We start from the raw sequence: 25,798 nt of genomic DNA on the forward strand, positions 1-25,798 counted from the left end.
CCGAATGGAGGTTCTGCGTAGTGGGTCGACCGGCATGGATGCCGGGAGAGCCGTGATGGCCCGTGACGGCGTGCCCACGGAGCAGGACCGGAGTGAGGGAACCTGAGCGAAGCGAGGGCCGTACGATGGGGCAAGGCCTTTTTGGGTACTTTTGTGGCTGTTTGACAAAAGTGCCTCGCTGTAAAAGCGAAACCTTAATTTCAGTTAACCGCGAGCGCTGGATATGTACTCGCAATTCCAGTTAGAACCACCGAGTACACGCCAGATCGCAGCCTCGCTACACTCCTCAGCAGCTACAAGTCCGGTTGCGTCTGTGCGGCCTTGTGATAATGCGCGCTACCAATAAACATATACATCGCAGGCACCATAAACAGCGTCAGCAGGGTCCCTATGGACAGCCCGGCAAAAATCACCAGGCCCATATCATGCCGACCCGCAGCACCTGCCCCCGACGCCCACACCAAGGGCACCACGCCCAGCACCATCGCCGCCGTGGTCATCAGGATAGGCCGCAAGCGCACGGCGGCTGCCTCCTCAATGGCCTCGCGCTTGCTGCGACCTGCACGCTGCAACTGATTGGCAAACTGCACGATCAGAATCCCGTGCTTGGTGATCAACCCCAGCAACGTCACCAGACCCACCTGGGTGTAGACGTTGATGGAAGCGAAGCCCATGGTGATAAAGGCCAGGGCGCCAAAGAGAGCAGGGGGCACGGAGAACAGGATCACCACCGGGTCGCGAAAGCTCTCGAACTGAAAGGCCAGGGCCAGGTAAACGATAAGGATCGAGAACAGCAACAGCCCGACAAACCCGCCGGACTCCTGCATAAACTGGCGCGACTCGCCCGCAAAGTCCGAGGTGTAGCCCGAGGGCGCAACGCTTTGCAAAATCGTGTTCAGTTTGCTCAGCAATTCACCCTGGGCCACGCCACTAACGCCGCTCAGAGTTGCCGAGTTGAGTTGCTGGAAGTGGTTGATCGATTCCGGCTGGGTCGAGGTTTCGATATGCGCCACCGTACGCGCCGGGATCATCGCCCCGGCGGGTGTACGAATGTAGTAATCGAGAATTTGCTCCGGGTTGAGGCGGTCAACCTGCAGCACCTGGGGGATGACCTTGTACGAGCGCCCGGCAGTCGAGAAATAGTTCACATAGTTGCCCCCCAGCGCGGCTGACAGCGCGGCACCGACATCGGCCTGGGTCATGCCCAGTGCGGCAATTTTTTCCCGGTCCACCACCAGCCTGGCCTGGGGTTTGTCCAGCTTCAGATCCATATCGGCAAACCAGAACAGCTGTTGCTTGCGGGCCTCGGCCAGTACCGCCTGGGCGACTTCATTGAGGTTTTCCACCGAGTCGGTGGTGGTGATCACAAATTGCACCGGTAACCCCTGAGCCCCCGGTAGCGACGGTAATGGAAAGGCCGCAATGGTTGCCCCCGGTACCTGATTCCATTTCTGTTGCAGGTCCAGAATCACTTCGGCCTGCGAGCGCGTGCGCTGATCCCACGACTTGAGCAGCACGCCACCCAGGCCCTGGTTGAGGGCGGGCAACCCGGTGAGCTGGAACATCTGCGCGTATTCAGGCTCTTTATTGGCAATCTGGAAGGCCTGGTCAGCAATGCGCTCCATCTGTTGCGGTGAGGCAGTGGGCGGGCCCTGGATCTGCATAAACACCAGCCCCTGATCCTCGGTTGGCGACAGTTCGCTCTTGGCGGTCATGCCACTGGCGGCGACCAGCACAAACAGCACAAAGCCAAAAGTCACCAGCACCGGCCAGATATCCAGCCCCCCTGACAGCACGCGGTGGTAACGACGCCGCAGCCAGTCAAAATACTGATCGAGGCGGCGGGCAAAGCGACCCTCTTCCTGCCCGGGCTTGAACAATCGCGAGGTCATCATCGGCGACAGTGTCAACGCCACCACAGCCGACACAGTCACGGCTCCGGCCAACGAGAAACAGAACTCCTTGAACAGCGCCCCGGTCAGGCCACTGCGCAAGCCGATGGGCACATACGCGGCAATCAGCACCACGGTCATCGCGATAATCGGCCCTCCCAGTTCCCGCGCTGCCACCAGCGCGGCCCCCAGCACCGGTTTACCTTCCTCCTTGATATGCCGGTCGACGTTCTCGACCACGATAATCGCATCGTCAACCACCAGACCAATCGCCAGTACCAGGGCGAGAAGGGTGAGCAGGTTGATGGAGTAGCCCAGCAGGTACATGACAAAGAATGTGCCCACCAGCGACAGCGGTATCGCCACCAGCGGCACAATCACCGCGCGGAACGAACCGAGGAACAGGTAGATCACCACCGAGACAATCACCATGGCTTCGGCCAAGGTCTTGACCACCTCGACAATCGAGGTATTGATGAACTCGGTGGAGTCATACACGATCTCGCCGCGCACCCCAGCGGGCAGTTGCGATTGCAGCTCGGGGAAGGCCTCGCGCACCAGTTTGGCCACGGTCAGGATATTCGCCGTGGGCGCCGCCTTGATGCCGATAAACACCGAGCGCTTGCCGGAAAACGCCACGCTGCTGTCGTAGCTTTCGGCACCCAGGGTGACGGTTGCGACATCCTCCAGGTACACCAGCGCATCGCCATTTTGCTTGATCACCAGGCGCTTGAACTCATCCACGCTATGCAGATCGGTCCCGGCAGTCAGGTCGACCGTCACCGTTTGCCCGCGGGTCGAGCCGATGGCAGACAGGTAGTTGTTGTTGGCCAGGGCGCTGGATACATCCTGGGCGGTGACGTTATGCGCCGCCAGTTTGTCCGGGTCCAGCCAGGCGCGCAGGGCGAACTGGCGCCCGCCAAGAATCTCGGCGGTTTGCACGCCCTGGATCGAATCCAGCTTGGGCTTGACCACCCGCACCAGATAATCGGTGATGTTATTGGTGGGCAGTGTGTCGCTGTAGAAACCCAGGTACATGGCATCCGTGGTCTGCCCGACGGCGACTGACAGCACCGGCTCCTGGGCTTGCGCCGGCAGCTGGTTCTTCACCGAGTTGACCTGGGTGTTGATCTCGGTAAGTGCCTTGCTGGCGTCGTAGTTCAGGCGCAGGGTTGCGGTGATGGTCGAGACCCCGGTGATGCTCGATGAAGACAAATAGTCAATGCCCTGGGCCTGGGCGATGGCGGCCTCAAGTGGCTGGGTAATAAAACCGGCCACCGTGGCCGCATCCGCACCGTAGTAGGCGGTGCTGATGGTGACCACGGTATTTTCAGTGCGTGGCCACTGGTTGACCGGCAATTCAAAGATCGAACGCAGCCCCAGGATCAGGATAAACAGCGAGACCACCACGGCCCAGACCGGTCGCTGGATAAAGGTATCGGTGAGTTTCATGGGCCACCCTTAGTGTTCTTGGGGAGTCGGAGCCGGGTCGTTCAGCGGCGCGGCGCTGTTATTGACCTGTACGGGCGAGCCGTTTTTCAGCTTCATCTGGCCACTGGTGATCAACAGATCGCCTTCCTTCACACCGGACAGGACAGCGACCTGATCACCCCGGCTTGGCCCGGTCTGGATAAAAGTCTGTTGCGCAGTCAGTACCTCTTCGCCCTTGTCATTCTTTTGCGCTGTCGCAATAAACACTGTGGTCCCGTAAGGGTTATAGGTGACTGCCGTCTGTGGAACGGTGAGGTAGCGTTGCGGCGTACCAGAGTCGACCAGAGCGCGGGCAAACATGCCGGGCACCAGGCTTTTTTTCGGGTTTTCAACCGTTGCTTCCACCGTAATGTTGCGTGTGCTCGGGTCAAACCCTGTGTCGATGGTGCTGACCCTGCCCGTGAAGCTTTGATTGGCAAGCCCGTCAGCCGTGACCACGACCTTTTGCCCGATGGCGATGGCCCCCAGCTGGGTTTGTGGCACCGTGAAGTCGATATAGATGGGATCGAAGGTTTGCAATGTGGCGATTTTGTCACCGGGGTTGAGGTATTGACCGGGGTTGACGGCGGTAATCCCGATGCGCCCGGCAAACGCTGCGCGGATGGTTTTTTTCGCCACCAGCGCCCGCTGTTGTTCGGCGGCGGCGAGCTTGGCCTTCAGATCCGCAGTATCGGCGTCAACCAGGGCTTGCGACACGGCGTTCACCGCCAGTTGCGCCTTGTCACGCTTGAGTACGATAACCGCCAGGTCGGCGGTGGCTTCCAGCGAGTGGAGCAGGGCGATATCCGCGTCAGCATTCAACTGCACCAGCAGGGCTTGGTCCGCCACTTCTTGCCCGGGTTTGAAACCGATACTGCGCACAATGCCGCCCACTTCCGTGGTCACATCAACCCCTCTGACGGCCTTGATCGAGCCTACGGCAGTAACGCTGGGTTGCCAGTCATCGAACGGTACTTGCAGGGCCGTGACCACGGAAGCGGGCAAGGGCGCCTTCGACTGGGCGATCAGCGCTGAAATCTGCGCAAACTTGACCCCGGCAATAATCGCCACAATCACCAGCACCACCCCGAGCATAATCAGCATCGGCCGCCACAGCCTGCGTTTGCGCGGGCCGGGGGCGGGTGAAAGGGGAGATGCCGGGTTGATGTCAGCCATGGGTGTTCTCGCTATTTCATTCCTGCAATTGAGTCGAGCCGGGGGCAGTTTCTGGGTGGGTCGGCATCACCTCTTGCCACGACGGCAAACCGAAGCGGTCAGGCTTTCCCGTTGTGGCGGGATCTACATCCTGGCGATTCCACCAGCCGCCACCCAGTGCCTGGAACAGGGCGGTGGTGTCGCTGTATCGCGCGGCCTGCGCCTTGACCCGAGCCAGCACGGTGTCCTGGTAGCTTTGTTGTGCCGTCAGCAGATTGATATAAGCCACGGCGCCAAGGCGGAACTGCGCTTGCACCAGGTCCAGGCTGGTTTGCGCCGAGCGTTCAGCGATAACTTGCTGATTGAGTGCCTCGGCGTCGAACTCAAGCGCCCGCAATGCATTGGCCACATCCTGGAAGGCGATCAACAGCGTGCCACGATACAGGCCCGCGGACTCGTCATAGGCGGCCACGGCGGCGCGCTTGCGGTGTTCGAGTGCGCCGGCATCGAAAATCGGTTGGGCGATTGATCCAGCGAGGCTCCAGATACCCGTGCCCGCGGAGAACAACCGGGTGCCGCTGGCCGCCGTGGAGCCCAAGGCCCCGGTAATACTGAATTGAGGCAACTGATTGGCAACCGCCACGCCAATATCGGCGCTGGCCTGATGCAGTTGCGCCTGAGCTGCGCGAACATCGGGGCGCTGGCCGACGATGGCCGAAGGCAGGCTGACCGGCAGTTGCTCTGGCAGATGCAGTGAAGCCAGATTGAAACGCTCATCCCGATCCTGATTGGGGAAACGGCCCAGATAGACCATCAGCTGGTTTCCGGTTTGCGCCAGTTGCTTTTGCAAGGGCGCCAGAGTGGCACGGGTTTGCGCCAGTGCGGTCTGCTGCGCCAGCACATCCGTATCCGCGATGGCACCCAGGCGTCGCTGAGCGTGCAAAAGATCAAGCTGGCCGCTCTGCAGGCGGATAATCTCTTCTGTGGCGGCGACTTGATCGCGTATCGACGCCAGACTTATCGCGCTATTGACCACATTGGCGGTCAAGGTGAGATAGGTAGCCTCCAGCTGAAAGCGCTGGTACTCGGCTTGCGCCGTGGACGATTCGATCTGCCGTCGGGTGCCGCCGAACACGTCAGGTGCGTAGGACACACTGAGTGATGCCGAACTCAGGGTCAAAATCGGCGAAGACGAAGCCCCGGTCGTAGCCCCTGATACTTTTTCACGGCTTTTCGACAGATTGGCCCCCACCGAGGGAAACAGCGACGCCTGATCGGCATAGACCAGCTCATTGGCCTGACGCAAGGCGGCCTGGGCGGCGCTGACATTCGGGTTGGCGCGCAAGGCTTCTTCGACCAGCGCGTTGAGTGCCGCAGAGCGAAACAGCGTCCACCATTGCCCGGGGATATCCATCCCGTTAATCAACCGCTGTGCCGCGCCGCCGCTGGCAATATCGGCCTGGGCGGTGCTGGACAGTTGATCTTGTGTGTAGCCAGCATTGACGGGTACATCGGGGCGCACAAAGTCGGGCCCCACCGTGCAGGCCGCGAGGGCCAGGCACAGCAGCCCCAGTGAAGGACGTAAAAGGCCGCAGATGAGCGTCACCCGTTGCGGTCCCGGTGCTCGCTGGCGAGGCAGCTCTTTCATATTCACTCGATTAACGTTGTTATTGAGCAGTGAGCGCTGGAGCATCAAGCCGGTGCGCTGAAAAGGCACGGCGGCAGGATTGATCAGACGTTGAACAAGCGGATTGCACATTAATTCAAGAGTGAGGAGAGCGCCAATAGAGAAAACCTTTAGCGACCTGTCTGGCTGGAGGTCTGGGCTATCCTGAATAACGGGAAAATCGTGCCAGGTGCTTTATATCGTAAATTAAGTCCGGCTTACTTTTTGAGGGGCACCTGATCAGGCTGCGGGGTGATCGTCGAGTAGCCCGCCCATGGTGGTGACCACCAGCACTTCGGCAACATCGTCGCCAACGTTGGCGATGGAATGTGGCTTGGTGGAGTCGAAATGTACCGAGCCCCCGGGGCCGAGCGGGTAGTTATGGCCTTCAATGACGTAGACGATTTGCCCGCAGAGCACATAGGTAAACTCAGCGCCTTCGTGGGAGATAAGTTCCGACTGATAGCCCACTGCCATGGTCATCTTCATCGCATTCACCAGGTTGCCGGGGAAGTTGCTGGACAGGCGCTCATAAACCAGCGGCTGGCTGCCAACGCTATAGCGCACACGCTGGCCCTGATGAGAGTCGGGCTGTGGCTGGGCAGGCTGGTCGAACAGGGTATTGAGTGGAATGCCCAGGGATTTTGCGATTCTCGCCAGCGAAGAAATGGACACGCCAGTGAGGTTGCGCTCAGCTTGGGACAAGAAGCTGGCGGTGAGGCCTGATTCAGCTGCGACCTGGTTCAGGGTCTTGTGGGAGGCGCGGCGGTAGCGGCGCAGCCGTTCCCCGATCTGCTCTACGGTCATTGGCCTGACTCATGCTCTGGAAGGCGCCAGTATAGCGGGCGGTAGATTGCAGAAAAGGCTTTTTGCATGACTGAAATTAAGTGGTACTGAAAATATGCGTTGACGATTATTTAAGTCATACTTAAATTCCGAGCACTGCAATATCATTCGGGAGAGCGCAATGACAGTAGGTGTAGGTGGCAAAACTCCGCAGCAGGCGCTTGCCCGCCTGGCGAATATGACCGCAGGCATGAAGCCCATCGGCCTCGACGAATACCAGTCACGCATTGCCAAGGCCCAGGGCTTGATGCGCGAGCAGGGCATCGCCGCCCTCTACCTGAATGCTGGCAGCAACCTTCGCTATTTCACCGGAGTGAAGTGGAACCTGAGCGAACGCATGGTGGGTGCCGTGCTGCCTGCCGCTGGCCCGCTGGCCTATATCGCCCCGGCATTCGAAGAGGGCACGATTCGCGACTTCCGCGAGGTAGACGGGGTTATCCATGGTTGGCAGGAGCACGAGAGTCCCTACCGCCTGCTGCTCGACATACTCGCTGGCATGGGCATCGCCGCCGACGCTGTCGTAGGCCTGTGCCCGTCCCTGGCGTTCTTTATGTTCGACGCAATCCGCCGCTTCGAATCGGGCTTCGAGTTTGTAGACGCTTCCTGCGTGACTAACCCGTGCCGCTATCACAAATCCGCTACCGAATTGGCGCTGATGCAGCGCGCCAAAGACATGACCATCGAAGTGCAAAAGGCGGCCGCCAGCATCCTGCGCGCAGGCATCAGCACCACCGAGGTTGCCGAGTTTATCCGTGAGGCGCACCGCAAGGTGGGCGCGCCGGGTTCGACTTTCTGCATCGTGCTGTTCGGCGAGGCCAGCGCCTTCCCCCATGGGGTGAAGCACGCACAAGTGCTCAAAGACGGCGACATGGTACTGATCGACACGGGCTGCCTGCTTCACGGCTACCAGTCGGATATCACACGCAGTTACGTGTTCGGCACCCCGAGCGAGCGCCAGCGCGCCCTGTGGAACCTGGAAAAGACCGCCCAGCAGGCCGCCTTCGATGCAGCGCGGCTGGGCGAACCCTGTGCGGTGGTGGATGCCGCCGCGCGGCTTAGCCTGGAAGCCGCCGGTCTCGGCCCGGACTACCAATTGCCCGGCTTGCCGCACCGCACCGGGCACGGCATCGGCCTGGACATTCACGAAGGGCCCTACCTGGTACGTGGTGACCAGACGCCACTGGCCGAGGGCATGTGCTTCTCCAATGAGCCGATGATTTGCGTGCCGGGTGAGTTTGGCATTCGCCTGGAGGATCACTTCTACATGACCGCCACGGGCCCGCGCTGGTTTACCCAGCCGAGTCACTCCGTAGATGACCCGTTCGGGTTGGAGGTCTGAGGGAAGGCGTTAGCCATATGCACTCGATAGTGAGACCTGTTAACCAGAAACCCGGTTAGAGTGTTCATCAATGTCTGTCATTGTTATGTGAAAAATGAATCTTCCGCTGTTTGTATCACTGGATGGGCCCAAGGGCACCGGTAAAACCACACTGTTGGAAGCCGTAACGCTAGCGCTGAGGGCAAACAACAAAAAGGTTATCCGCCTTAGCGAGAAAAAAAGTGATCCCAACAGGGCGCAGACAATGGCCCTGGTTAACCAGCTCGCCAGAAATCCCGGTCGGGATCTGGAGTGGGAAGTATGTGAACGCTTTGCTGATAGCCGAGCCTGGATGTCCCGGCAGGTGCTGGCTAAACAGCCCGCTGACAGCATCATCCTGATGGATCGCTGGTATCCGTCGGATGCTGCATTTCGCCAGAAGGTCCCATTTGCAGAGATTCTGCAGCTCAACATTGATCGAAACGTGCGAGTGCCAGACCTGCATGTCGGCGTGGTCACCAGCGCGGATATTTCATGGGCGAGGGCAGCGGCACGCCGGCGCGGGCTGAGTAGTACGGTGATCCATAGGCTGGAAGAACAAGTCGCCTGTACCCGGACGTTCGAGCAAGCGATTGCTGATCACGGCTGGTTTTTATGCCGTAATGAAGGAACGCTTGAAGATGCGACGATGCGGGTGGTGGCTGAGATTGATAGGCTTCTTGGGAGCCATTAGCCTTGCTGGGATCGGGCAACCCTTCGCAGGGTAATAATGAGCCACAGCCGCCCTGGGCAGACGGTTGTGATCAGCCTCACCTCGACAGTTATAAAGCAGGCGTTCGCCAGCTTGCGCGTCAGATTTCGGGTGCAACACTGAGCGCCGAGGCGGGCAAGCCGAAGGTGCGGTCAAACAGCCAGTTGAAGGCAAAGGTGTAGCAAGGGATAAATAGGATCAGCGCCAGGTCCAGCAGGAGTGCCTGCGCCAGGGTGATATTCATCCACCAGGCGATCATCGGAATCAGGAACACAATCAACGTCAGCTGAAACCCGACCGCGTGGGCAATCCGCCGTTTGAGCGTGCGTGTGCGGTCGGCCTGGCGGCTTTCCCATCGCTCGAACAGCGAGGTGTAGATGAAGTTCCAGGTGACTGCGATGGTGGTGATCACCACGGCCAAGGGGCCGGTACTGGACGGATGCGTACCTGATAGCAGCGCCAGGCCGAGGGCCGAGAAGGTCATGCCGATCAGCTCATAGAGCGACACATACACCAGTTTGCGTTTCACGCCTTGCATACCACTTCCTCTTTTTTACGTGACAGGAGCGTCAGAAGGCGCAGAAGATAGCGTCAGGCTGGCTGACATAAAAAGTCAGGAGCTTTCAACTTAATTGACAGGTGGTGCAATGAGTTTTACCAGCGACAGTGTCCAATTGTTCCTTGCGGTGGTGGAGCGTGGCTCCTTTTCCGCAGCGGCGCGTACCCTGGGCAGGGTGCCTTCTGCAGTGAGCATGGGCATCGGCAACCTTGAGGCCGAGTTGGGTTACCTGTTGTTTGATCGCAGCCACCGCGAGCCAGTGCCCACCGACCTGGCGCTGGCGTTGATTCCCCATGCGCGATTGATGGCCGAACAACTCAAACAGTTGCAGGTGCATGCGTTGCAGTTGTCCCAAGGCCTGGAAAGCAAACTGTCGATTGGCGTGGGCGCCGAGATCAATACGCACCGCTTGCTGGCCGCCATTGGCGACATTTGCGTGCAATTCCCGTTGCTCGACATCGAAGTGCTGACCGCCCCGCAGGATGACGTGCTGCAGTTGTTGCACAGCAAACGCGTGCAGGTGTGCCTGGCCTATGCAGGGTTGAGTGTGAATGTGCTGGAGCGGTTTCAGTTTGTTGGCAGCGAGCGATTGATCGCATGTATCAGCCCGCATCATCTGCAGTTTCAGGCGGGTGGCGAACCGTTTCTAGAAGACCTGATGCAAGTGCGGCAGATTCTGGTGGCCGGTAGGGATGTCCCCCTCAGTGATCGGCGGCCCCTGGTGGGACAGTCCTGTTGGCGCACCGACACCTTGGGCATGGCGCTGGAGATGGTGGAAGCCGGGTTGGGCTGGGGCAACTTCCCGCAGTCGGTGGTGGCGCCGTTGCTTGCGCAGGGGCGGTTGCGGCGCTTGCAGTTCAGGAATATTGAGAACGGGCTGGCGATGGTGGTGAATGCAGTGTGGTTGAAGAATCAGCCGTTGCATAAGGGAGCTTCTGCATTGGTGACGCGGCTTGCTGAAGCGGCACAGTAAATGTGTGAGTGTCGACCACGACATACACGATTTAACATAATATACATTATGCGTAATTATGCATACGCATGTCAGGGCCGGTGGAGGCCAGATTTCAAGGATGGAAATCCTGTTGCGCGCCAATCCTCCTCATTTCGATCATTCACTGCTTTGCGGCATACTTGCAGGCTTTGCTTACTGACCTGCACACGCTCAATGGAATGACTGATGATAAGAACATTTGAACAACAGGACATGGACCCCGTACTCGACATCTGGCTGCGCGCATCGATCAAGGCCCATGACTTTATCGACGCTGCATATTGGCAAGCCCATGTGGCGACGATGCGTGAGGTTTATATTCCGGCATCAGAGACTTATGTTATTGCAGATGACTCTAAAGTCCTGGGCTTTTGTTCGTTGCTGGATAACCAGTTGGCGGCTCTGTTTGTCGATCCCGATTATCAAGGCCAAGGCCTGGGCAAGCGGTTGCTCGGGTATGCGAAAAGCATTCGTGATGAGTTGACCCTGGCGGTTTACACAGAAAACACCTCCAGTTTGGCTTTTTACCTGGCGCAAGGTTTTAAGGTAACCAGGGAGCAAGTTGACGAGCAAACTGGCCGCGGCGAGTATCTGATGGCGTACAGCAGTTGATCCTCCCGCTGGCTTTGCTGGACGCAATCAATGCCCTGCAGCTCGCCGGGTTGCAATGCACGGGTGATTTTTCAGAGGATGTGGAAGCTCGGGAATATGGCGGATTTCGCTTTACGCTTGAGGGGCGTCAGGTCGTCTTTCGGGTAGCCAAAATCACGCCAACGAAGGTCGGTCAATTTGTCACCCTATGGTATCGACCCCGCGTAGACGGTGTTATTGCACCCCTGGACTGTGCCGACGCCATCGATTTTGTGGTGATCCATGCGGCCAGCGAAGATCATGCTGGCCTGTTTGTTTTTGATCGTGAAACCTTGATCTCCCGGGGAGTAATGTCCAGTAATGGTGTCGGTGGCAAGCGCGCTCTGCGTGTCTATCCACCCTGGAGCACGCCTTCTGCCAGGCAGGCCTTGCAGACTCAGCGGTGGCAAGTCGAGTATTTTGTTGATTTTGCTGGATCTGATGAGAACTCTGCCCGGTGTGTTCGTGACCTTTTCCACGGTATAAGTCATGGTTTTATATAGCTCCAAGGAATAACTAAACTAAAGAACTATTTAGTATAGTTATAAATAACTGCTTTTTAGACCGTAAACTCAACAGTAGAACTCAACAATAGCTACGCCCTCCCCATTCTGACTTGCTTGCCTGCCTGCTGCGATATTGCTAGTGTCGAGCCATGACTGCTTATCGCCTCACCTCGACTACTACCACCACCACGACCGCTGAAAGCGGAGCGTGCGAGGTGTCGTGAGCCGATAGCAAACGAACTTCAAAGGCCCGCCAGCGATGGACAGGGCCTTTTTTTATGCCCTTGTGTCGCTGGTTTAACGCAAGGAGATGCACCCATGTATGCCCTATTGGTTCTTGATATGCAGGTTGGACTTGTTCACGGGCCAGACAAGCCCTGGCGCTGCCCGCAGTTGCTGGATACCGTGAACGCCTTGATGGAAAAGGCTCGCAGCGCCGGTGCAGGGATCTTTCTGGCTCGCCATATTGGCCCGGTTGGCTCCCCTATCGAGCCAGGCAGCCCGTTGACGCTGCTTGCCCCGGAACTCAAGTTGCTGGGCGGTGAAGTGGTGTTTGAAAAGCACCGGCCCAACGCCTTTACCCTGACCAGTCTGGCCGATCAGTTGCGCGCTTGCGGCGCTACCGGCGTGGTGGTTGCCGGGATGAAAACTCAGTATTGCGTCGACAGTACTTGCCGGGCGGCCCGTGATCTTGGCTTCGATGCCGTGTTGATCGCCGATGGTCATACCTGTTCGGATAACGCCGAACTCAAGGCCGAGCAGATTATTGCTCATCATAATGCGACCCTTGCCGGGCCCTTCTGCCATTTGATTCAGGCACAGGACTGGAACTTTTAGCTCTCCCCCGCAGTTATCCCTGACTGGCATTAGCCTCCCCTGCACTGACAATTTGTCGCAGGGCGGGGTTTTTGTTAAAGTTATAAAACTAACCGTTTAGTACATTCCTTTTTCGGACGTTTACCGCTCTGTCGACCAGGCCTGCATGTGGTCTGGACGAAGTGCAGAAACTCCGGCCGCGCCTATGTCTGCACTGCCAGCAGCTACAGTCAAAGGCAACGCCCTCCCCCCCATCAATAGGGTCATGCATCATGAATAAGCCTCAACCTTCGGCAGCCGTAAGCCGTTGGCCCATCTGGGTCGCCGCGCTCGGCGTGCTGGTTTTCGGATTGCTTTTTATAGCCGGTGGCGGCTATCTCGCCACTCTGGGTGGCAGTCTGTACTTTCTGCTTGCAGGGCTCGGGATGCTGGTCTCCTCGGTGCTGCTGTTCAAACGGCGTCTGGCGGGTGCCTGGCTATTCGCTGCAGTGATGGTGGCCAGTATTGTCTGGGCGCTGGTCGATGCCGGGCTGGTGTTCTGGCCGCTGGTTTCACGCCTGTTCGCCCTGGCCGTGCTGAGCCTGGTGGTGGCACTGGCTTACCCGACTCTGCGCAAGGCCAATGGCCTGAGCGGTAACGCTGGTTACGCACTGAGTGCAGTACTGGCTGTGGCCATCGCTGGTGGCGCCTGGGCAATGTTCCAGCCCCACGCTTCGGTCTCGCCCGCCGGTAACGGCCCGGGTCTGACCAGGGTTGACCCGGCCAAGGCCCAGAAAGACTGGGCGCACTACGGTAATGACGAAGGTGGCAGCCGCTTCGCTGTGCTGGACCAGATCAATCGCAGCAACGTGTCCAAACTGGTTCCGGCCTGGACCTACCAGACCGGTGACGTGGCCATCAGCAATGGCAACGGTGCCGAAGACCAGATGACCCCGCTGCAAATCGGCGACAAGGTGTTTATCTGCACGCCGCACAACAACCTGATCGCTCTGGATGCCGACACCGGTAAAGAACTGTGGAAAAACACAATCAATGCTCAGGCAGCCGTCTGGCAGCGATGCCGTGGCCTGGCTTATTTCGACGCGACCAATACCGTAGCCCAGCCGACTGATGGCAGCACCCCTGCCGTAGCAGCAACCGTTGCTCCCGGCGCTGCGTGCCAGCGTCGTTTGCTGACCAATACCATCGATGCCCGCCTGATCGCAGTCGATGCGGACACCGGCAAGTTCTGCCAGGACTTCGGCAAAAATGGCCAGGTTGATCTCAAAGCCGGGCTGGGCAATGTGCCAGATTCCTACTACCAGCTGTCGTCGGCGCCGTTGATGGCAGGCACTACCGTCGTGGTTGGCGGCCGGGTTGCCGATAACGTGCAAACCGATATGCCGGGTGGTGTGATCCGTGGCTTTGACGTGGTCACAGGTGCCATACGCTGGGCTTTTGACCCGGGCAACCCGCAGGACAAGCAAGCTCCGGCTGACGGCAAGACCTATGTTCGCAGCACGCCCAACAGTTGGGCGCCAATGTCTTATGACCCGCTGATGAACACCGTGTTCTTGCCGATGGGCAGCTCCTCTACCGACATTTACGGTGTAGAACGTACCGCCCTGAATCACAAGTACGGCGCATCAGTGCTGGCACTGAATGCCACTACCGGCGAAGAAAAATGGGTTTACCAGACCGTCCACAATGACCTGTGGGACTTCGACCTGCCGATGCAGCCAACCCTGATGGACTTCACCATCGCGGACGGCAGCAAGGTGTCGGCGCTGGTGATTGGCACCAAGGCCGGGCAGATATTTGTCCTGGATCGCCATACCGGCAAGCCGCTGACCAAAGTTGAAGAGGTCCCGGTAAAAGCGTCGAATATCCCGGATGAACCTTACTCGCTGACTCAGCCAAAATCTGTGGGCATGCCGCAGATTGGCGCCCAGACCCTGACTGAATCGGATATGTGGGGCGCAACCCCGTTTGATCAGATGCTGTGCCGTATTTCATTCAAGAAAATGCGCTACGAAGGTCTGTACACCGCGCCGGGCACTGATGTGTCGTTGAGTTTTCCGGGCTCGCTGGGCGGGATGAACTGGGGCAGTCTGTCGACCGACCCGGTACACGGTTTTATCTTCGTCAATGATATGCGTCTGGGCCTGTGGGTGCAGATGGTGCCGCAGCAAAAAGACGCCAAGGCTTCTTCCGGTGGTGAGGCACTGAACACTGGCATGGGCGCAGTACCGCTTAAAGGCACGCCTTATGCGGTGAATAAAAACCGCTTCCTGTCGATTGCAGGGATTCCTTGCCAGGCGCCACCTTTCGGTACGCTGACGGCCATTGACATGAAGACTCAGAAAATCGCCTGGCAGGTACCGGTCGGTACCGTGCAGGACACCGGTCCGCTGGGTATCAAGATGGGCCTGCAACTGCCAATCGGCATGCCGACCCTGGGCGGTACGCTGTCTACCCAAGGGGGGCTGGTGTTTATTGCTGGCACCCAGGACTACTACCTGCGCGCCTTTAACTCGGCCAATGGAGAAGAAGCCTGGAAAGCCCGTTTGCCAGTTGGCAGCCAGGGCGGGCCGATGACATTTGTATCGCCTAAAACAGGTAAGCAGTACATCGTTATTACCGCTGGCGGTGCTCGCCAGTCGCCTGATCGCGGTGATTATGTGATCGCTTATGCGCTGCCTGACAGCCAGTAAGCGTTAGTTCTTGCAGGAGCTGGCCTGCCAGCGATGCAAGCGACCCGGGGTTTCAGTCATACCGGGTCGATAGCATCGCGAGCAAGCCCGCTCCAACAAGGATTTATGCAGCCATTTGGACTTTACTGATCAACACCCGCGTCACCCGCCGCTCTTCTACTTCGACTACGGTCAGCTTCCAGCCTTCCCACTCCAGCGTGTCGCCAATCATCGGCAAGCGATCCAGTAAACTCATCACCATCCCCGCCAATGTCTGATAGTCATCCGTAGCCTTGGCCGCAAAGCCTGTGTGCTGGCGGATTTGACTCAGGTTCAAGGCACCACTGACCAGATAGCCGTCGTCCCGGGCAACGATATTCGGACCTTCGATCTCGCTGGCGTCCGGCAACTCTCCGGCGATGGATTCCAGAATGTCAGTCATGGTCAACAGACCGATAAAATCACCGAACTCGTTGATCACAAACGCAATATGCGTCGACTCCTTACGCATCTGCTCCAGGGCATTGAGGATCGTGAAACTGTCCAGCAGGTTGATGGCCTTGCGCGCCATGGCCTCCAGATCAGGTTCATGACCGGCCAGCAACTCCTTGAGCAGCTCCTTTTTATGGACAAAGCCCAACGGCTCATCCACTCGCCCATCGCGAATCAGCGGCAAGCGCGAGTACGACGAATGCATCATCTTTGTGCGAATGGTCTCTGCTGAATCGGCCAGATCGATATGGTCGATCTCGGCGCGCGGCGTCATCACTGTACGAATCGGGCGCTCTGCCAGTTGCAGTACGCCGCTGATCATTACGCGCTCACGTCGGTGGAAGACTTCCTGGTCATTGCCGCCTTCAAGCATGTCGGCAATTTCCTCGCCCACTTCATCCGCACCCAAGGCACGACCGCCGAGCAAACGCAGCACCGCATGGGCGGTACGTTCGCGCATCGGGCGCATGCCCTGCACGCTTTTCTTGCGGCGTGCACGGGCAATCTGGTTGAGCACTTCGATCAGGATCGAGAAGCCGATAGCCGCGTACAGATAGCCTTTAGGGATATGGAAGCCCAGGCCTTCGGCAGTCAGGCTGAAACCGATCATCATCAGGAAGCCCAGGCAGAGCATGATCACCGTCGGACGGCTATTGACGAAGTGGGTCAGCGGTTTGCTGGCAATGATCATCAGGCCAATGGAGAACACCACCGCGATCATCATCACCGACAGGTGTTCAACCATGCCCACGGCAGTAATCACCGCGTCCAGGGAAAACACTGCGTCGAGCACCACAATCTGCGCCACGATCGGCCAGAACATCGCGTAACCCAGCGCCGATGAGCGCTCCGCAACATGGCCCTCTAGCCGTTCATGCAACTCCATGGTGGCCTTGAACAGCAGGAACAGACCACCGAACAGCATGATCAGGTCGCGGCCGGAGAAGGATTTGTCGAAGACTTCAAACAGGGGCTGAGTCAGCGTCACCATCCACGAGATGCTGGCCAGCAGGCCCAGGCGCATGACCAATGCCAGTGTCAGGCCAATCACCCGGGCGCGGTCACGCTGCTCCGGAGGAAGTTTGTCTGCGAGGATGGCGATAAACACCAGGTTATCAATACCCAGCACCAGTTCCAGCACAATCAGGGTCAACAGGCCAAGCCAGGCCGTGGGATCTGCAATCCATTCCATAGGTATCAGTTGATCTCACGCAGGTTCAGGGTTGACGAAAAACGCCCACAGACATGCGCAGCAACAGAGGTGCTGGCAAACAATGGGGTGCTGGAAAAGGGTGAAGCAGGCTTGATAGCGATGATCAAGCGAGGAAGGAGCGCAGTTTCGAAGCTGCGACTGGGTGGTTCCTGTAGGGCGCTCATACAAACCTGTGGTGAATTGGGGAGGTAATCCTACAGTGATTAATCAAAATTCTTGCAAGTAGACTTATTACAAGATTTAACAAGTCCCCTCCCCCCAGCGCTATTCAGCCTGAAGCGCGAACCATTGCAGCACCTGGGAGCATGCTGGATGCGCCGCGGCACCCGGTTGCAGGCACAGTGAGTAATTGCCGCCGGTTTTCGACGGCTCGCCGAACGGGATGATCAGCACGCCACGCTGTATGGACTCCGCAGCCAGGGTTATGTCAGTCACGGCAACACCCAGGCCGCGTGCCGCCGCATCAAGGGCCAGTTCATCGAGGTTGAATGGGATATGCCGATAGGCCTCCAGCGGTTTGCCCCCATTGGCCGCCAGCCAGTAAATCCAGGCCTGGCGGTCGGCCGAACGATGCAGCAGCGCATAGCGCCCAAGATCATCCATCGACGTCAGCGGCCCCATAGCCGGTGCGCATACCGGCACCAGCGCCTCTTCAAACAGCGCCAGACAAGCCGGGTCACTGGCAGGCTCGGGTAGATAGAGGATATAGGCGTCACTGTCGCTGGCCGGTTCGACCACTTCGGTGGCAACTGTCTCGATAGACAGGGCGATGTCCGGGTGTTGCAGGTAAAAGTCGCTCAATTTTGGCAACAACCAGCGTACAGCCAGTGACACATGCATGCGGATACGAAACGGGCGCTTTTGCGGCGATAGCCGATCTTCAAGCCCCTGCAATTGCTCAAGAATGCTGCGAGCGCTGGCCACTACCTGCTCGCCTTCAGCAGTGAGGCGCACGCTGCGGCTGGTTCTGGCCAGCAGCGATACGCCGAAATGCGCTTCCAGTTGCTGAATTTTGCGGCTGACGGCGCTTTGGGTCAGGCACAGGGTTTGCGCAGCCTGGGTAAAGCTGCCTGAACCTGCAACCTCAACCAGGGCCTGCAAGCCTTGCAGCGAAGGTACGTGGCGAATCTTATCCATGCATTTTAAGCATCAATCAATGAGTTTATAGCGTTGGTTATATCACTCTGCACGGCATAAATTCCAGCTATAGAGATTACCGCCCGATGGCAACCATGCAAGTGATGCATGTATCAGTAACGCTCGAAAGAGGTGCAACGTGAAAAATGAATGTGGCTGGATTGCCCTGGCAGGAAGCTCCACCAGCCGTGACCACCTCAAAGGTTCGCAAAAGGCCGACTGGCTGATAATAGGCGCGGGCATCACCGGGTTAAGTGCCGCCCATTCGCTGGCTGAGTTGCATCCGCAGGCACGTATCGTCATCGTCGACCGCCAGCGTGCGGCGCAAGGTGCATCTGCGCGTAACTCAGGCTATGCCGTGGCCCATGAGAATCCGGGCGATAGCGAGCTGATCGGTCACAGTGGCTTTGCCGGCTTTGCACTGGATTCATCGATTGGCCAGGCCGCCGGTGAAGAGGTACGCATGCGTATTGCCCGCCACGGCATCGACTGTGAGTACCGCGACTCGGGCTACTACTTTGCAGTCAATGATCCGCGCAAGCTGAGCCATGTTGAGGCCCGGCTCAAAACCCTCAGCACCGTGGGTGCGTCGGCGAAGTTTGTGCAAGGTGCGCAATTGGCACAGACACTCGGCACCAGCCACTACCAGGCCGCGATCTGGTGTGGCAATGGCAACGCCCTGCTGCAACCCGCGAAGTATGTGGAAGGTTTGCTGGATGCACTGCCGGCCAGTGTCAGCCTGTTTGAAAATACCGAGATTACCGGGCTGGAGCGCCTGGCCGGTGGACGCATCCGCGCCAATGGCACCCAGGGCAGCATCGATGCCGCTCAAGTACTGGTGTGCCTGAATGCCTTTATCCCGCGTGCCGGTATCGACAACAGCGCGACCTTCCCGATGGAGCTCAGCGCCAGCTTGACCCGCCCGCTGACCGACAAGGAATACGCGGCCATTGGCAGTGTCGAGCCTTGGGGCGTGCTGTCGACCCGCCCATTGGGCGCCACGGTGCGCCTGACCCCGGATCGCCGGGTGATGATCCGCAACACGGCGGAGTACCGCACCAGGGATCTAACCGGCAGTGACCTGCTGCAACGGCGCAAACATCATGTGCTGGGCTTGCAGCGGCGCTTTCCCGGGCTTGGCGAGCAGGATATCCACTACACCTGGACCGGCCATCTGAGCGCCAGCCGCAGCGGCCAGCCTTACTTTGCGAAGGTCGAGGACGGTATTTATGCCGTGGCTGGCTGCAATGGCTCGGGGGTAGCCCGCGGCACGCTGTGGGGCCGCTTGCTTGCTGAACTGGCATCCGGCGCCAGCTCACCCCTGTTGCAGTCAGTGATGGCCCGGGCCAGACCGGGTTGGCTCCCTCCCCGTCCGTTTTTCGATATCGGCGCCGTACTGCGAATGCGCATGGAAGCCGTCAGGGCCAAAACAGAAATCTGAACGCCCTTGCATCCCACAAGAATAAAAGCTCCTTGAAAAGGTGAATGAACATGCACACCCCTACAGTTTCCCTGGCGGTCTTGCTGACCGCGTTCTCGACCCTCAGCCATGCGGACGAGAGCGTCAATATTTCCAATTGGAACGGCTATATTGCCGATGACACCCTGACCGGTTTCACTAAACAAACCAGGATCAAGGCGACTTACGATATTCACGACAGCAACGAAGTGCTGGAGTCCAAATTGATGACCGGCAATACCGGTTATGACGTGGTCAGCCCTTCGAACCACTTTATGTCCCGGCTGATCAAGGCCGGTGCCATCCAGAAACTCGACCGTAGCCAGTTGCCCAACTGGAAAAATCTGGACCCGGTGCTGCTGAAAAAGCTGGAAGTCAACGATCCCGGCAACCAGTATGGGTACCCCTATATGTGGGGCACGGCGGGGATCGGTTACAACGTCGAGAAGATCAAGGCCATCTTCGGCACCACTGATGTGACCCGGTCCTGGAGCCTGTTTTTTGATGAAAACAACATCAAGAAACTCAGCCAGTGTGGTGTTGCCATTATCGATAACCCAACCCAGGTGCTGCCGATCACCCTCAACTACCTGGGCTTGCCGCACCATAGCCACGACCCTGCGCACTACAAGAAGGCCGAGCAGGCGCTGCTGAAAATCCGCCCCTATGTGCAGTACTTTCACGCCTCCAAATACATCAGCGATCTGGCCAACGGCAATATCTGCGCGGTGATCGGCTTTAACGGTGATGTGGTGCAGGCCGCCGCCAGCGCCAGGGAGGCGAACAACGGAATTAATATCGCCTATTCGATCCCCAAGGAAGGCTCGACGCTGTGGCTCGATATGGTGGTGATGCCCAAGGGCGCGCCTCATGAGAAGAGCGCCTACAGCTATATGAACTACCTGCTGACGCCTGAAGTGATCGCCAATATCAGCAACCATATCCGCTATGCCAACCCCAACCAGGCGGCGGATGCCTACTTGTCGCCAGAGGTGAAGCAGGATCCGGCGATGTATCCGTCTCGGGAAGTGGTGGACACGCTCTTCACCGTGGAAGACCTGCCCGCCAAGATCGCCCGCCTGAGTACTCGCTTGTGGACCAAGCTGAAAACCAATACTTGATTGCCTATGTGGGAGCGGGCTTGCTCGCGATATGGACACACTCGGTGTATCAGGTGCACCTCAGTGCTGCCATCGCGGGCAAGCCACGCTCCCACAGGGGGTTTGTGCTACCCGAAGGGGCCTTACAACAGGAACCGGTCCGTTACATTGCGCCGCTCGTTGTCATCACGCACGTCATAGCTGACGGTGGTGGCAATGTTGGCGTGATGCGCCAGTTTCTGGGCGATCGAGACGTCGTATTCTTCGATGACACGGGTGATAAACGAACGGCGAAAGTCGTGGGGCATGATATCGACCCCTACCTGTCTGCCCCGTTGCTTGGCAATGTAGTAAATCGCATGTTTGGTCAGGCGGTCGCGGGTGATGTGATTGCCGCGACGGATGCGGTTGAACAGAAAGGCATCATCACTGACCCCATCCGGCAGATTCGCCCGGCGAAACGCCAGCCACTCTTCAAGCTTTTCAAAGGCCCAGGCCGGGGCGAACTTGATCAGTTCCTTGTTGCCCTTGCCCAACACCTGCAGGCTGCGCTGTTCTACATCGACCTGCCACAAGTCCATATTCACCGACTCGGACTTGCGCATCCCCGAGCCATACAGGATCGCAATGATCGCCGCATCCCTGAGCCCTTGCGGGCGCGGGTCTGCAGCACATACGTCCATCAACTCGCGGATCAGGTTGCGGCGCAGATTGCGCCCCTTGACCAGCCGCGAACCACCGCCGGCCTTGACTGCACGGATCTTAAGCAAATGGTCCTGGGTAATCAGGCTTTGCTGCCACGCCTGATTCATCACCCCGCGAATGGCATTCACATACAACGATGAGGTATTGGGCGCGTACCCATCCTCGCGCAACGCCGCTACCAGCGCGGTGATATGCCCGGGTTGCAGTTGATGCCAGGGGAACTCGTCAATCGCCACGTCTTCGGCGCCCAGCCGGTCAGCCGCCTCTTGCAGCACATAGCGCATGGTCTGCCGGCTGGACGGCGCAAGACGCTGTAGGTACAGCGCCACAGGGGTTTGCACCTGATTCAATTGAATGGCTGAAACCAGCGTTACGGCAGGGTCAATAGTGGACAAAACCAATCTCGTTACGGGCAGAAACAGGGCTCAATATAACCCATTAGTCCGTTATTTCCGCCTCTTATAACGCCTGATATTTCGGGGAGTCATAGTAAACGCTGAAAAATAATTCAATCCTCGCGTATTGCATGGTCAAACAGCTTCAAACATGCAAATTGCCCGGAATGACATTTCAGGCTATCAATATAACCAACTGATTTATAAGGTTTTTAGTATTTAAATCAACTTGGTACAACTGATGCTTTAGCTACCAGGGAGGGCCACCGCATAAGAGGCTCACTTGACTCCCGTGAATACAGAGGTGTGTGAACATGAATGCCATTGACCTGTTGAAAGAAGATCACAAGCGTGTCAAAGCTATCCTGGGCCAACTGAGTGATTCCACCGAGCGCGCGGTTAAAAAACGCAGTGAGTTGCTTAACAAGCTGGAAATGGAAATCGTCATTCATACCCGCCTGGAAGAAGAGATTTTGTACCCGGCGTTTAAAAAAGCCGGCGGTAAAGAGCAGGCCATCATGTATCACGAAGCCAAGGAGGAGCACCGGGCCGTTGACTCGCTGGTGCTGCCTGATTTGAAAGCGACCTCACCTTCTACGCTGGAATTTTCCGGCCGGGTTAAAGTGGTCAAGGAGTTGCTTGAGCACCACATTGAGGAGGAAGAGACTGAAATGTTCCCCCAGGCCCGCAAGTTGTTGGGCAAAGCGGTGCTTGAAGAGCTCGGGGAACAAATGGAAGCCATGAAAGCGGCCTATAAAAAGTCCCTCAACAAGCCTCTGGCTGCATGATTTCAACCCACTGCCGGGCTGCTTGACAGCCCGGCAGTGGCGCTATGCAAAGCCGCGCGCCAGCAGCAGTGCGACCCCCAGCAACATGATCGCTGTGGCGCGCTGCAGCAGCACCTGGCGCGCCGGGCTTTGCAGTACCCGGCGAATGCGCTGGCCGAAGTAGCAATACAGGCAGCCGCTGGCGAACTGCAAGAGTAAAAATGCCAGCCCCAGCACCAACAGATCCTGCGCTCGGGTTGCACTGCCCTGCCCGGCAAACTGCGGAAATACGGCACTGAACATCACAATGGTTTTCGGGTTGGAAAAACCCGTCAACAGCCCTTTGCCGAAACGTCCCTTGAAGCCTTCTTCCAGAGTATCGGAACGTTCCAGCTTGAGTCCGCTGCTGGTCCATTGCCGGTATGCCAGATACAGCAGGTAGGCCACGCCGATATATTGAATCCCGCGACTGATAAGTGAATTGCCCTTCACTATCTCGGCAAAACCCACGGCAAAAATCAGAATCGACAGCAGATACGCCGCACTGGCTCCCAATTGCACCGGGATCGAACGTTTCAAGCCTTGCTGCATGCCAAAGCCCATAAGTAGCAGGGTCATTGGCCCGGGGCTGAAGGTCATGGTGGCGCAGAAAATCAGAAAATATGAAAACGAAACAAGTGTCAGCTCAGTAGCCATTGCGATAGTTACATCCCGGAATCAATGCTCGACCCTGTGCGAGCAACGCCGCAGTCTAGGCGGGCATCACCTGGATGGGCAGATCAGGCACAGGCAAACTTCACCGACCTTTACTGGTAGCATGACCGGCAAAGTACGAGGCCCTGCATGTATCTACCTACGGTTTTGTTTCAAGCTGGCACCTCCAAGGTCCAGCAGATTGTCGATGCCCTGAACCTGGCTATCGATAAGGGCCAGCTCAGCCCCGGGAGCAAATTGCCCTCTGCACGGGTGATGACCGAACACTGGGGCGTCAGCAAATTCACCTTGATTGAAGCGCTGGATCGATTGCGCGGGCAAGACCGGATCACCTCCAGTCAGGGCCTGGGTTACTTTGTGGCGTCGAAAACGGTTCCGCCAGCACGCGGCACCAGCCTTGACCTGTTGCCGCAGGATTTGCACAGCGTGCTGCGCCGTTCCCTCACCGGCGCCAGCGGTGCCCTGCGCCCGGGGAGCGGGCATTTACCGGAAAACTGGCTGGAGCCCAGCGCCATTCGCGCCAATGTGCGCCAGCTCAGTCGTTCCCCTGCTTTGCGCCTGACCGGCTATGGCGATCCTGCGGGGTATTTGCCACTGCGTCAGGCCTTGCAACAAAAGCTGTTTGCCCAGGGCCTGGACGTAGGTATCGAACAGATCATTACCACGGCCAATACGGTACTGGCTCTGGACATGCTGCTGCGCCTGCGTTTACGCCCCGGTGATACGGTGCTGCTGGATACGCCCTGTTATTTCAATTTTCACGCCAATCTGGCCCTGCACGGCGTCAGCGTGGTGACGCTGGAGCGTACGGCCCAAGGGCTGGACCTGCACGCTCTGGAAAGCCTGTTTGCCCAGCACCGGCCGGTGCTCTACCTGACTACCGGTTTGCTGCATAACCCGACCGGCCATTCTTTTACCCCGGGGCAGGCCTATGGCTTGCTGGAGCTGGCCAAACGTTATGGCTGCGCAATTATCGAAGACGATCTCTACGGTGACTTGCACCCTGACCCGCCGCCGCGACTGGTGGCGCTGGCGGGTACTGAGCAAGTCACCTACCTCAGTGGTTTCTCCAAGACCCTCAGTGCCAATCTGCGGGTGAGCTTTGTCGTGGCCACGCCGCAGATAGCGGCTGAGCTGACCCAGATGAAGCTGATGTGTGGCGGGATCACCTCGGAAATGCTCGAACAGATTGCCTGTTCAATGCTTAACGACGGCACCTATCACAAACACCGCAAGCGCGTGGTGCAAGGCCTGCAAGCCAGTGGTGCGCGAGTGGCCGGTTGGCTGCAGGGATTGGGTTTTACATTGAGCGCGCCTTATACCGGCGGCATGTTTATCTGGGCCAGACTGCCCGCCGGGCTGGATGCCGAAACATTGGCGCAGCAGGGTCTTGCCTGTGGCCTGGTGCTGGCTCCAGGGATTCTGTTTGGCTTTGACCCTGAATTGCGTAACTACATGCGTTTTAACGTGGCTCACACCGATACGCCTGCCGTTATGGTTGCAGTTGAGGTGTTATTGAGGGGGGCGAAAGATTCGGAAAATAGGGCGTGAATTTACTTTCGTTTAAACCAGCGTTTTTGTTCCCAATTAGTTGGCAAGGTAAACACATGCACAAATATCATAACAAGGGACAGCCAGCCCATTACGGAGTTATCGACGTGCCCCATGAACGGTAGCGTGCTATCTCGTACAAAAAAACCATGAATACAGGCACATAGTACGTTATAGGTCCCCACTGCCCAAAATCCCCAGGGGGTGAAGCGACGACCTGAAAGCGCAAAGTATGCCCAGCAGGAAGGCCAGTACAAAAGAGCCGTAATCAGTACGAATCCAATATAAAAAATAAAGCTACTCATTTTGTACCCTCACAAAGTATCTCTCCCTCCCATTTCCCAGTTTTACCTATCTTGGCTCCTGATAGTACAGCCCCAGCAGCAACCACTCGCAGCGAGACCTTTCCAGGTTGGAATATTGGTTCGGCGTGAGTTTACTTTCGTTTAAACCAGCGTTTTCTCTCCCAGTTAACTGGAGAGGTACACACATGCACAAATATCATAACCAGGGACAGCCAGCCCATTACGGAGTTATCGACGTATCCTATGAATGGTAGTGTACTGTCTTGTACAAAAAAACCGTGAATAGAGGCGCACATGACAGTGTAAATCATTACTCCCCAAAATTTAATTATGGAAAAACGGCTGCCTGAAAACGCAAAACTTGACCACAAGGCAGGCCAATAAAATAAGGCCGTGAGCAGTGCGAAAGCCGGATAAAATATATAGTTATTCATTAGGCAAGCTGCATGAGTTGTGCATGTTTTTTACGTTATTGATATCCATAAACCTGTCGAAAGCAAAGCCGTGAATGGAGGCTTTCCGGTACGCCCTCATATAGTCCGTATTCACATACCTAAACAAGCGCCAGGCATCGGGCTTTAATACCAGGCGGTTGCAGGAGCTGAGTGCAACACGGTTATTGAATTGAAGCCGGAGCATCATGCCGCATAGCCAAGGCTTCCTGCATCACCTCTCCCATGACTTC

At 57.6% G+C, this 25,798-nt stretch carries 21 protein-coding genes; 11 read left to right on the forward strand and 10 right to left on the reverse strand.

Going from position 1 to position 25,798, the window contains the following annotated elements:
* Positions 1-293 precede the first annotated feature (293 nt).
* The 4 genes from ACZRMH_RS21385 to ACZRMH_RS21400 all read right to left on the reverse strand — a co-directional run bounded on the left by ACZRMH_RS21385 (position 294) and on the right by ACZRMH_RS21400 (position 6,990).
* Complete coding sequence (locus tag ACZRMH_RS21385; protein ID WP_464015163.1) at positions 294-3,344, reverse strand: efflux RND transporter permease subunit; 3,051 nt, start codon at positions 3,342-3,344, stop codon at positions 294-296.
* Between the two features lie 9 nt (positions 3,345-3,353).
* A complete protein-coding gene (locus ACZRMH_RS21390; RefSeq protein ID WP_464015182.1) occupies positions 3,354-4,466 on the reverse strand; it encodes an efflux RND transporter periplasmic adaptor subunit in 1,113 nt (370 codons plus the stop codon).
* 88 nt (positions 4,467-4,554) lie between these two features.
* The gene (locus ACZRMH_RS21395; protein ID WP_464015164.1) at positions 4,555-6,165 is read right to left on the reverse strand and encodes an efflux transporter outer membrane subunit; all 1,611 of its coding nucleotides are present in this window, start codon (positions 6,163-6,165) and stop codon (positions 4,555-4,557) included.
* A gap of 258 nt (positions 6,166-6,423) precedes the next feature.
* The gene (locus tag ACZRMH_RS21400) at positions 6,424-6,990 is read right to left on the reverse strand and encodes a helix-turn-helix domain-containing protein (RefSeq protein WP_464015165.1); all 567 of its coding nucleotides are present in this window, start codon (positions 6,988-6,990) and stop codon (positions 6,424-6,426) included.
* 160 nt (positions 6,991-7,150) lie between these two features.
* On the opposite strand from ACZRMH_RS21400, the gene ACZRMH_RS21405 reads away from it, so the two are divergent.
* Positions 7,151-8,368: a M24 family metallopeptidase gene (locus tag ACZRMH_RS21405; protein WP_464015166.1), complete on the forward strand. Its 1,218-nt coding sequence runs from the start codon at positions 7,151-7,153 to the stop codon at positions 8,366-8,368.
* 94 nt (positions 8,369-8,462) lie between these two features.
* On the forward strand, positions 8,463-9,080 hold the full coding sequence (locus ACZRMH_RS21410; RefSeq protein ID WP_464015167.1) for a dTMP kinase: 618 nt from the start codon (positions 8,463-8,465) through the stop codon (positions 9,078-9,080).
* Positions 9,081-9,198: 118 nt separating this feature from the next.
* On the opposite strand, the gene ACZRMH_RS21415 is transcribed toward ACZRMH_RS21410, so the two are convergent.
* Positions 9,199-9,636: a PACE efflux transporter gene (locus tag ACZRMH_RS21415; RefSeq protein WP_464015168.1), complete on the reverse strand. Its 438-nt coding sequence runs from the start codon at positions 9,634-9,636 to the stop codon at positions 9,199-9,201.
* A 109-nt stretch (positions 9,637-9,745) separates the two neighbouring features.
* On the opposite strand from ACZRMH_RS21415, the gene ACZRMH_RS21420 reads away from it, so the two are divergent.
* The 5 genes from ACZRMH_RS21420 to ACZRMH_RS21440 all read left to right on the forward strand — a co-directional run bounded on the left by ACZRMH_RS21420 (position 9,746) and on the right by ACZRMH_RS21440 (position 15,296).
* Positions 9,746-10,630, forward strand: coding sequence for a LysR family transcriptional regulator (locus ACZRMH_RS21420; RefSeq protein WP_464015169.1), 885 nt, complete (start codon positions 9,746-9,748; stop codon positions 10,628-10,630).
* Positions 10,631-10,837: 207 nt separating this feature from the next.
* Entirely contained in the window at positions 10,838-11,263 is a 426-nt protein-coding gene (locus ACZRMH_RS21425; protein ID WP_464015170.1) for an N-acetyltransferase, read from the forward strand.
* The gene (locus ACZRMH_RS21430; RefSeq protein ID WP_464015171.1) at positions 11,260-11,784 is read left to right on the forward strand and encodes a MepB family protein; all 525 of its coding nucleotides are present in this window, start codon (positions 11,260-11,262) and stop codon (positions 11,782-11,784) included. Before ACZRMH_RS21425 ends, ACZRMH_RS21430 begins: the two co-directional genes overlap by 4 nt.
* A 321-nt stretch (positions 11,785-12,105) precedes the next feature.
* The gene (locus ACZRMH_RS21435) at positions 12,106-12,624 is read left to right on the forward strand and encodes a cysteine hydrolase family protein (protein ID WP_464015172.1); all 519 of its coding nucleotides are present in this window, start codon (positions 12,106-12,108) and stop codon (positions 12,622-12,624) included.
* A gap of 251 nt (positions 12,625-12,875) precedes the next feature.
* The gene (locus ACZRMH_RS21440) at positions 12,876-15,296 is read left to right on the forward strand and encodes a glucose/quinate/shikimate family membrane-bound PQQ-dependent dehydrogenase (RefSeq protein ID WP_464015173.1); all 2,421 of its coding nucleotides are present in this window, start codon (positions 12,876-12,878) and stop codon (positions 15,294-15,296) included.
* A gap of 103 nt (positions 15,297-15,399) precedes the next feature.
* On the opposite strand, the gene ACZRMH_RS21445 is transcribed toward ACZRMH_RS21440, so the two are convergent.
* Positions 15,400-16,959, reverse strand: coding sequence for a TerC family protein (locus ACZRMH_RS21445; protein ID WP_464015174.1), 1,560 nt, complete (start codon positions 16,957-16,959; stop codon positions 15,400-15,402).
* A 285-nt stretch (positions 16,960-17,244) separates the two neighbouring features.
* Positions 17,245-18,117, reverse strand: a complete 873-nt coding sequence (locus tag ACZRMH_RS21450; protein ID WP_464015175.1) for a LysR substrate-binding domain-containing protein — start codon at positions 18,115-18,117, stop codon at positions 17,245-17,247.
* Between the two features lie 139 nt (positions 18,118-18,256).
* On the opposite strand from ACZRMH_RS21450, the gene ACZRMH_RS21455 reads away from it, so the two are divergent.
* Both ACZRMH_RS21455 and ACZRMH_RS21460 read left to right on the forward strand, forming a co-directional pair.
* Complete coding sequence (locus tag ACZRMH_RS21455; protein WP_464015176.1) at positions 18,257-19,558, forward strand: NAD(P)/FAD-dependent oxidoreductase; 1,302 nt, start codon at positions 18,257-18,259, stop codon at positions 19,556-19,558.
* A gap of 50 nt (positions 19,559-19,608) precedes the next feature.
* Positions 19,609-20,697: a polyamine ABC transporter substrate-binding protein gene (locus ACZRMH_RS21460; RefSeq protein ID WP_464015177.1), complete on the forward strand. Its 1,089-nt coding sequence runs from the start codon at positions 19,609-19,611 to the stop codon at positions 20,695-20,697.
* Between the two features lie 122 nt (positions 20,698-20,819).
* Here ACZRMH_RS21460 and ACZRMH_RS21465 read toward each other — a convergent pair whose 3' ends face one another.
* On the reverse strand, positions 20,820-21,731 hold the full coding sequence (locus ACZRMH_RS21465; RefSeq protein ID WP_464015183.1) for a site-specific integrase: 912 nt from the start codon (positions 21,729-21,731) through the stop codon (positions 20,820-20,822).
* Positions 21,732-22,090: 359 nt separating this feature from the next.
* Here ACZRMH_RS21465 and ACZRMH_RS21470 point away from each other — a divergent pair, with 359 nt between their 5' ends.
* Positions 22,091-22,564 (forward strand): hemerythrin domain-containing protein, encoded by a 474-nt coding sequence (locus tag ACZRMH_RS21470; protein ID WP_464015178.1) that lies wholly within the window; start codon positions 22,091-22,093, stop codon positions 22,562-22,564.
* Positions 22,565-22,606: 42 nt separating this feature from the next.
* On the opposite strand, the gene ACZRMH_RS21475 is transcribed toward ACZRMH_RS21470, so the two are convergent.
* Positions 22,607-23,239, reverse strand: coding sequence for a LysE family translocator (locus ACZRMH_RS21475; RefSeq protein ID WP_464015179.1), 633 nt, complete (start codon positions 23,237-23,239; stop codon positions 22,607-22,609).
* Between the two features lie 147 nt (positions 23,240-23,386).
* Between ACZRMH_RS21475 and ACZRMH_RS21480 the strand changes: the two genes are divergently transcribed.
* Positions 23,387-24,808 carry an aminotransferase-like domain-containing protein gene (locus ACZRMH_RS21480; protein ID WP_464015180.1) on the forward strand — a complete coding sequence of 474 codons (1,422 nt, stop codon included), beginning with the start codon at positions 23,387-23,389 and terminating at the stop codon, positions 24,806-24,808.
* A gap of 731 nt (positions 24,809-25,539) precedes the next feature.
* On the opposite strand, the gene ACZRMH_RS21485 is transcribed toward ACZRMH_RS21480, so the two are convergent.
* The gene (locus tag ACZRMH_RS21485; protein ID WP_464015181.1) at positions 25,540-25,755 is read right to left on the reverse strand and encodes a DUF4225 domain-containing protein; all 216 of its coding nucleotides are present in this window, start codon (positions 25,753-25,755) and stop codon (positions 25,540-25,542) included.
* Positions 25,756-25,798 lie beyond the last annotated feature (43 nt).

The sequence above is a fragment of the Pseudomonas sp. B414 genome, assembly GCF_055408445.1.

Coding starts and splice junctions, on each gene's coding strand:
- ACZRMH_RS21385 (WP_464015163.1), bottom strand. CDS start 3,344: ATGAAACTCACCGATACCTTTATCCAGCGACCGGTCTGGGCCGTGGTG.
- ACZRMH_RS21390 (WP_464015182.1), bottom strand. CDS start 4,466: ATGCTGATTATGCTCGGGGTGGTGCTGGTGATTGTGGCGATTATTGCC.
- ACZRMH_RS21395 (WP_464015164.1), bottom strand. CDS start 6,165: ATGAAAGAGCTGCCTCGCCAGCGAGCACCGGGACCGCAACGGGTGACG.
- ACZRMH_RS21400 (WP_464015165.1), bottom strand. CDS start 6,990: ATGACCGTAGAGCAGATCGGGGAACGGCTGCGCCGCTACCGCCGCGCC.
- ACZRMH_RS21405 (WP_464015166.1), top strand. CDS start 7,151: ATGACAGTAGGTGTAGGTGGCAAAACTCCGCAGCAGGCGCTTGCCCGC.
- ACZRMH_RS21410 (WP_464015167.1), top strand. CDS start 8,463: ATGAATCTTCCGCTGTTTGTATCACTGGATGGGCCCAAGGGCACCGGT.
- ACZRMH_RS21415 (WP_464015168.1), bottom strand. CDS start 9,636: ATGCAAGGCGTGAAACGCAAACTGGTGTATGTGTCGCTCTATGAGCTG.
- ACZRMH_RS21420 (WP_464015169.1), top strand. CDS start 9,746: ATGAGTTTTACCAGCGACAGTGTCCAATTGTTCCTTGCGGTGGTGGAG.
- ACZRMH_RS21425 (WP_464015170.1), top strand. CDS start 10,838: ATGATAAGAACATTTGAACAACAGGACATGGACCCCGTACTCGACATC.
- ACZRMH_RS21435 (WP_464015172.1), top strand. CDS start 12,106: ATGTATGCCCTATTGGTTCTTGATATGCAGGTTGGACTTGTTCACGGG.
- ACZRMH_RS21440 (WP_464015173.1), top strand. CDS start 12,876: ATGAATAAGCCTCAACCTTCGGCAGCCGTAAGCCGTTGGCCCATCTGG.
- ACZRMH_RS21445 (WP_464015174.1), bottom strand. CDS start 16,959: ATGGAATGGATTGCAGATCCCACGGCCTGGCTTGGCCTGTTGACCCTG.
- ACZRMH_RS21450 (WP_464015175.1), bottom strand. CDS start 18,117: ATGGATAAGATTCGCCACGTACCTTCGCTGCAAGGCTTGCAGGCCCTG.
- ACZRMH_RS21460 (WP_464015177.1), top strand. CDS start 19,609: ATGCACACCCCTACAGTTTCCCTGGCGGTCTTGCTGACCGCGTTCTCG.
- ACZRMH_RS21470 (WP_464015178.1), top strand. CDS start 22,091: ATGAATGCCATTGACCTGTTGAAAGAAGATCACAAGCGTGTCAAAGCT.
- ACZRMH_RS21475 (WP_464015179.1), bottom strand. CDS start 23,239: ATGGCTACTGAGCTGACACTTGTTTCGTTTTCATATTTTCTGATTTTC.
- ACZRMH_RS21480 (WP_464015180.1), top strand. CDS start 23,387: ATGTATCTACCTACGGTTTTGTTTCAAGCTGGCACCTCCAAGGTCCAG.
- ACZRMH_RS21485 (WP_464015181.1), bottom strand. CDS start 25,755: ATGATGCTCCGGCTTCAATTCAATAACCGTGTTGCACTCAGCTCCTGC.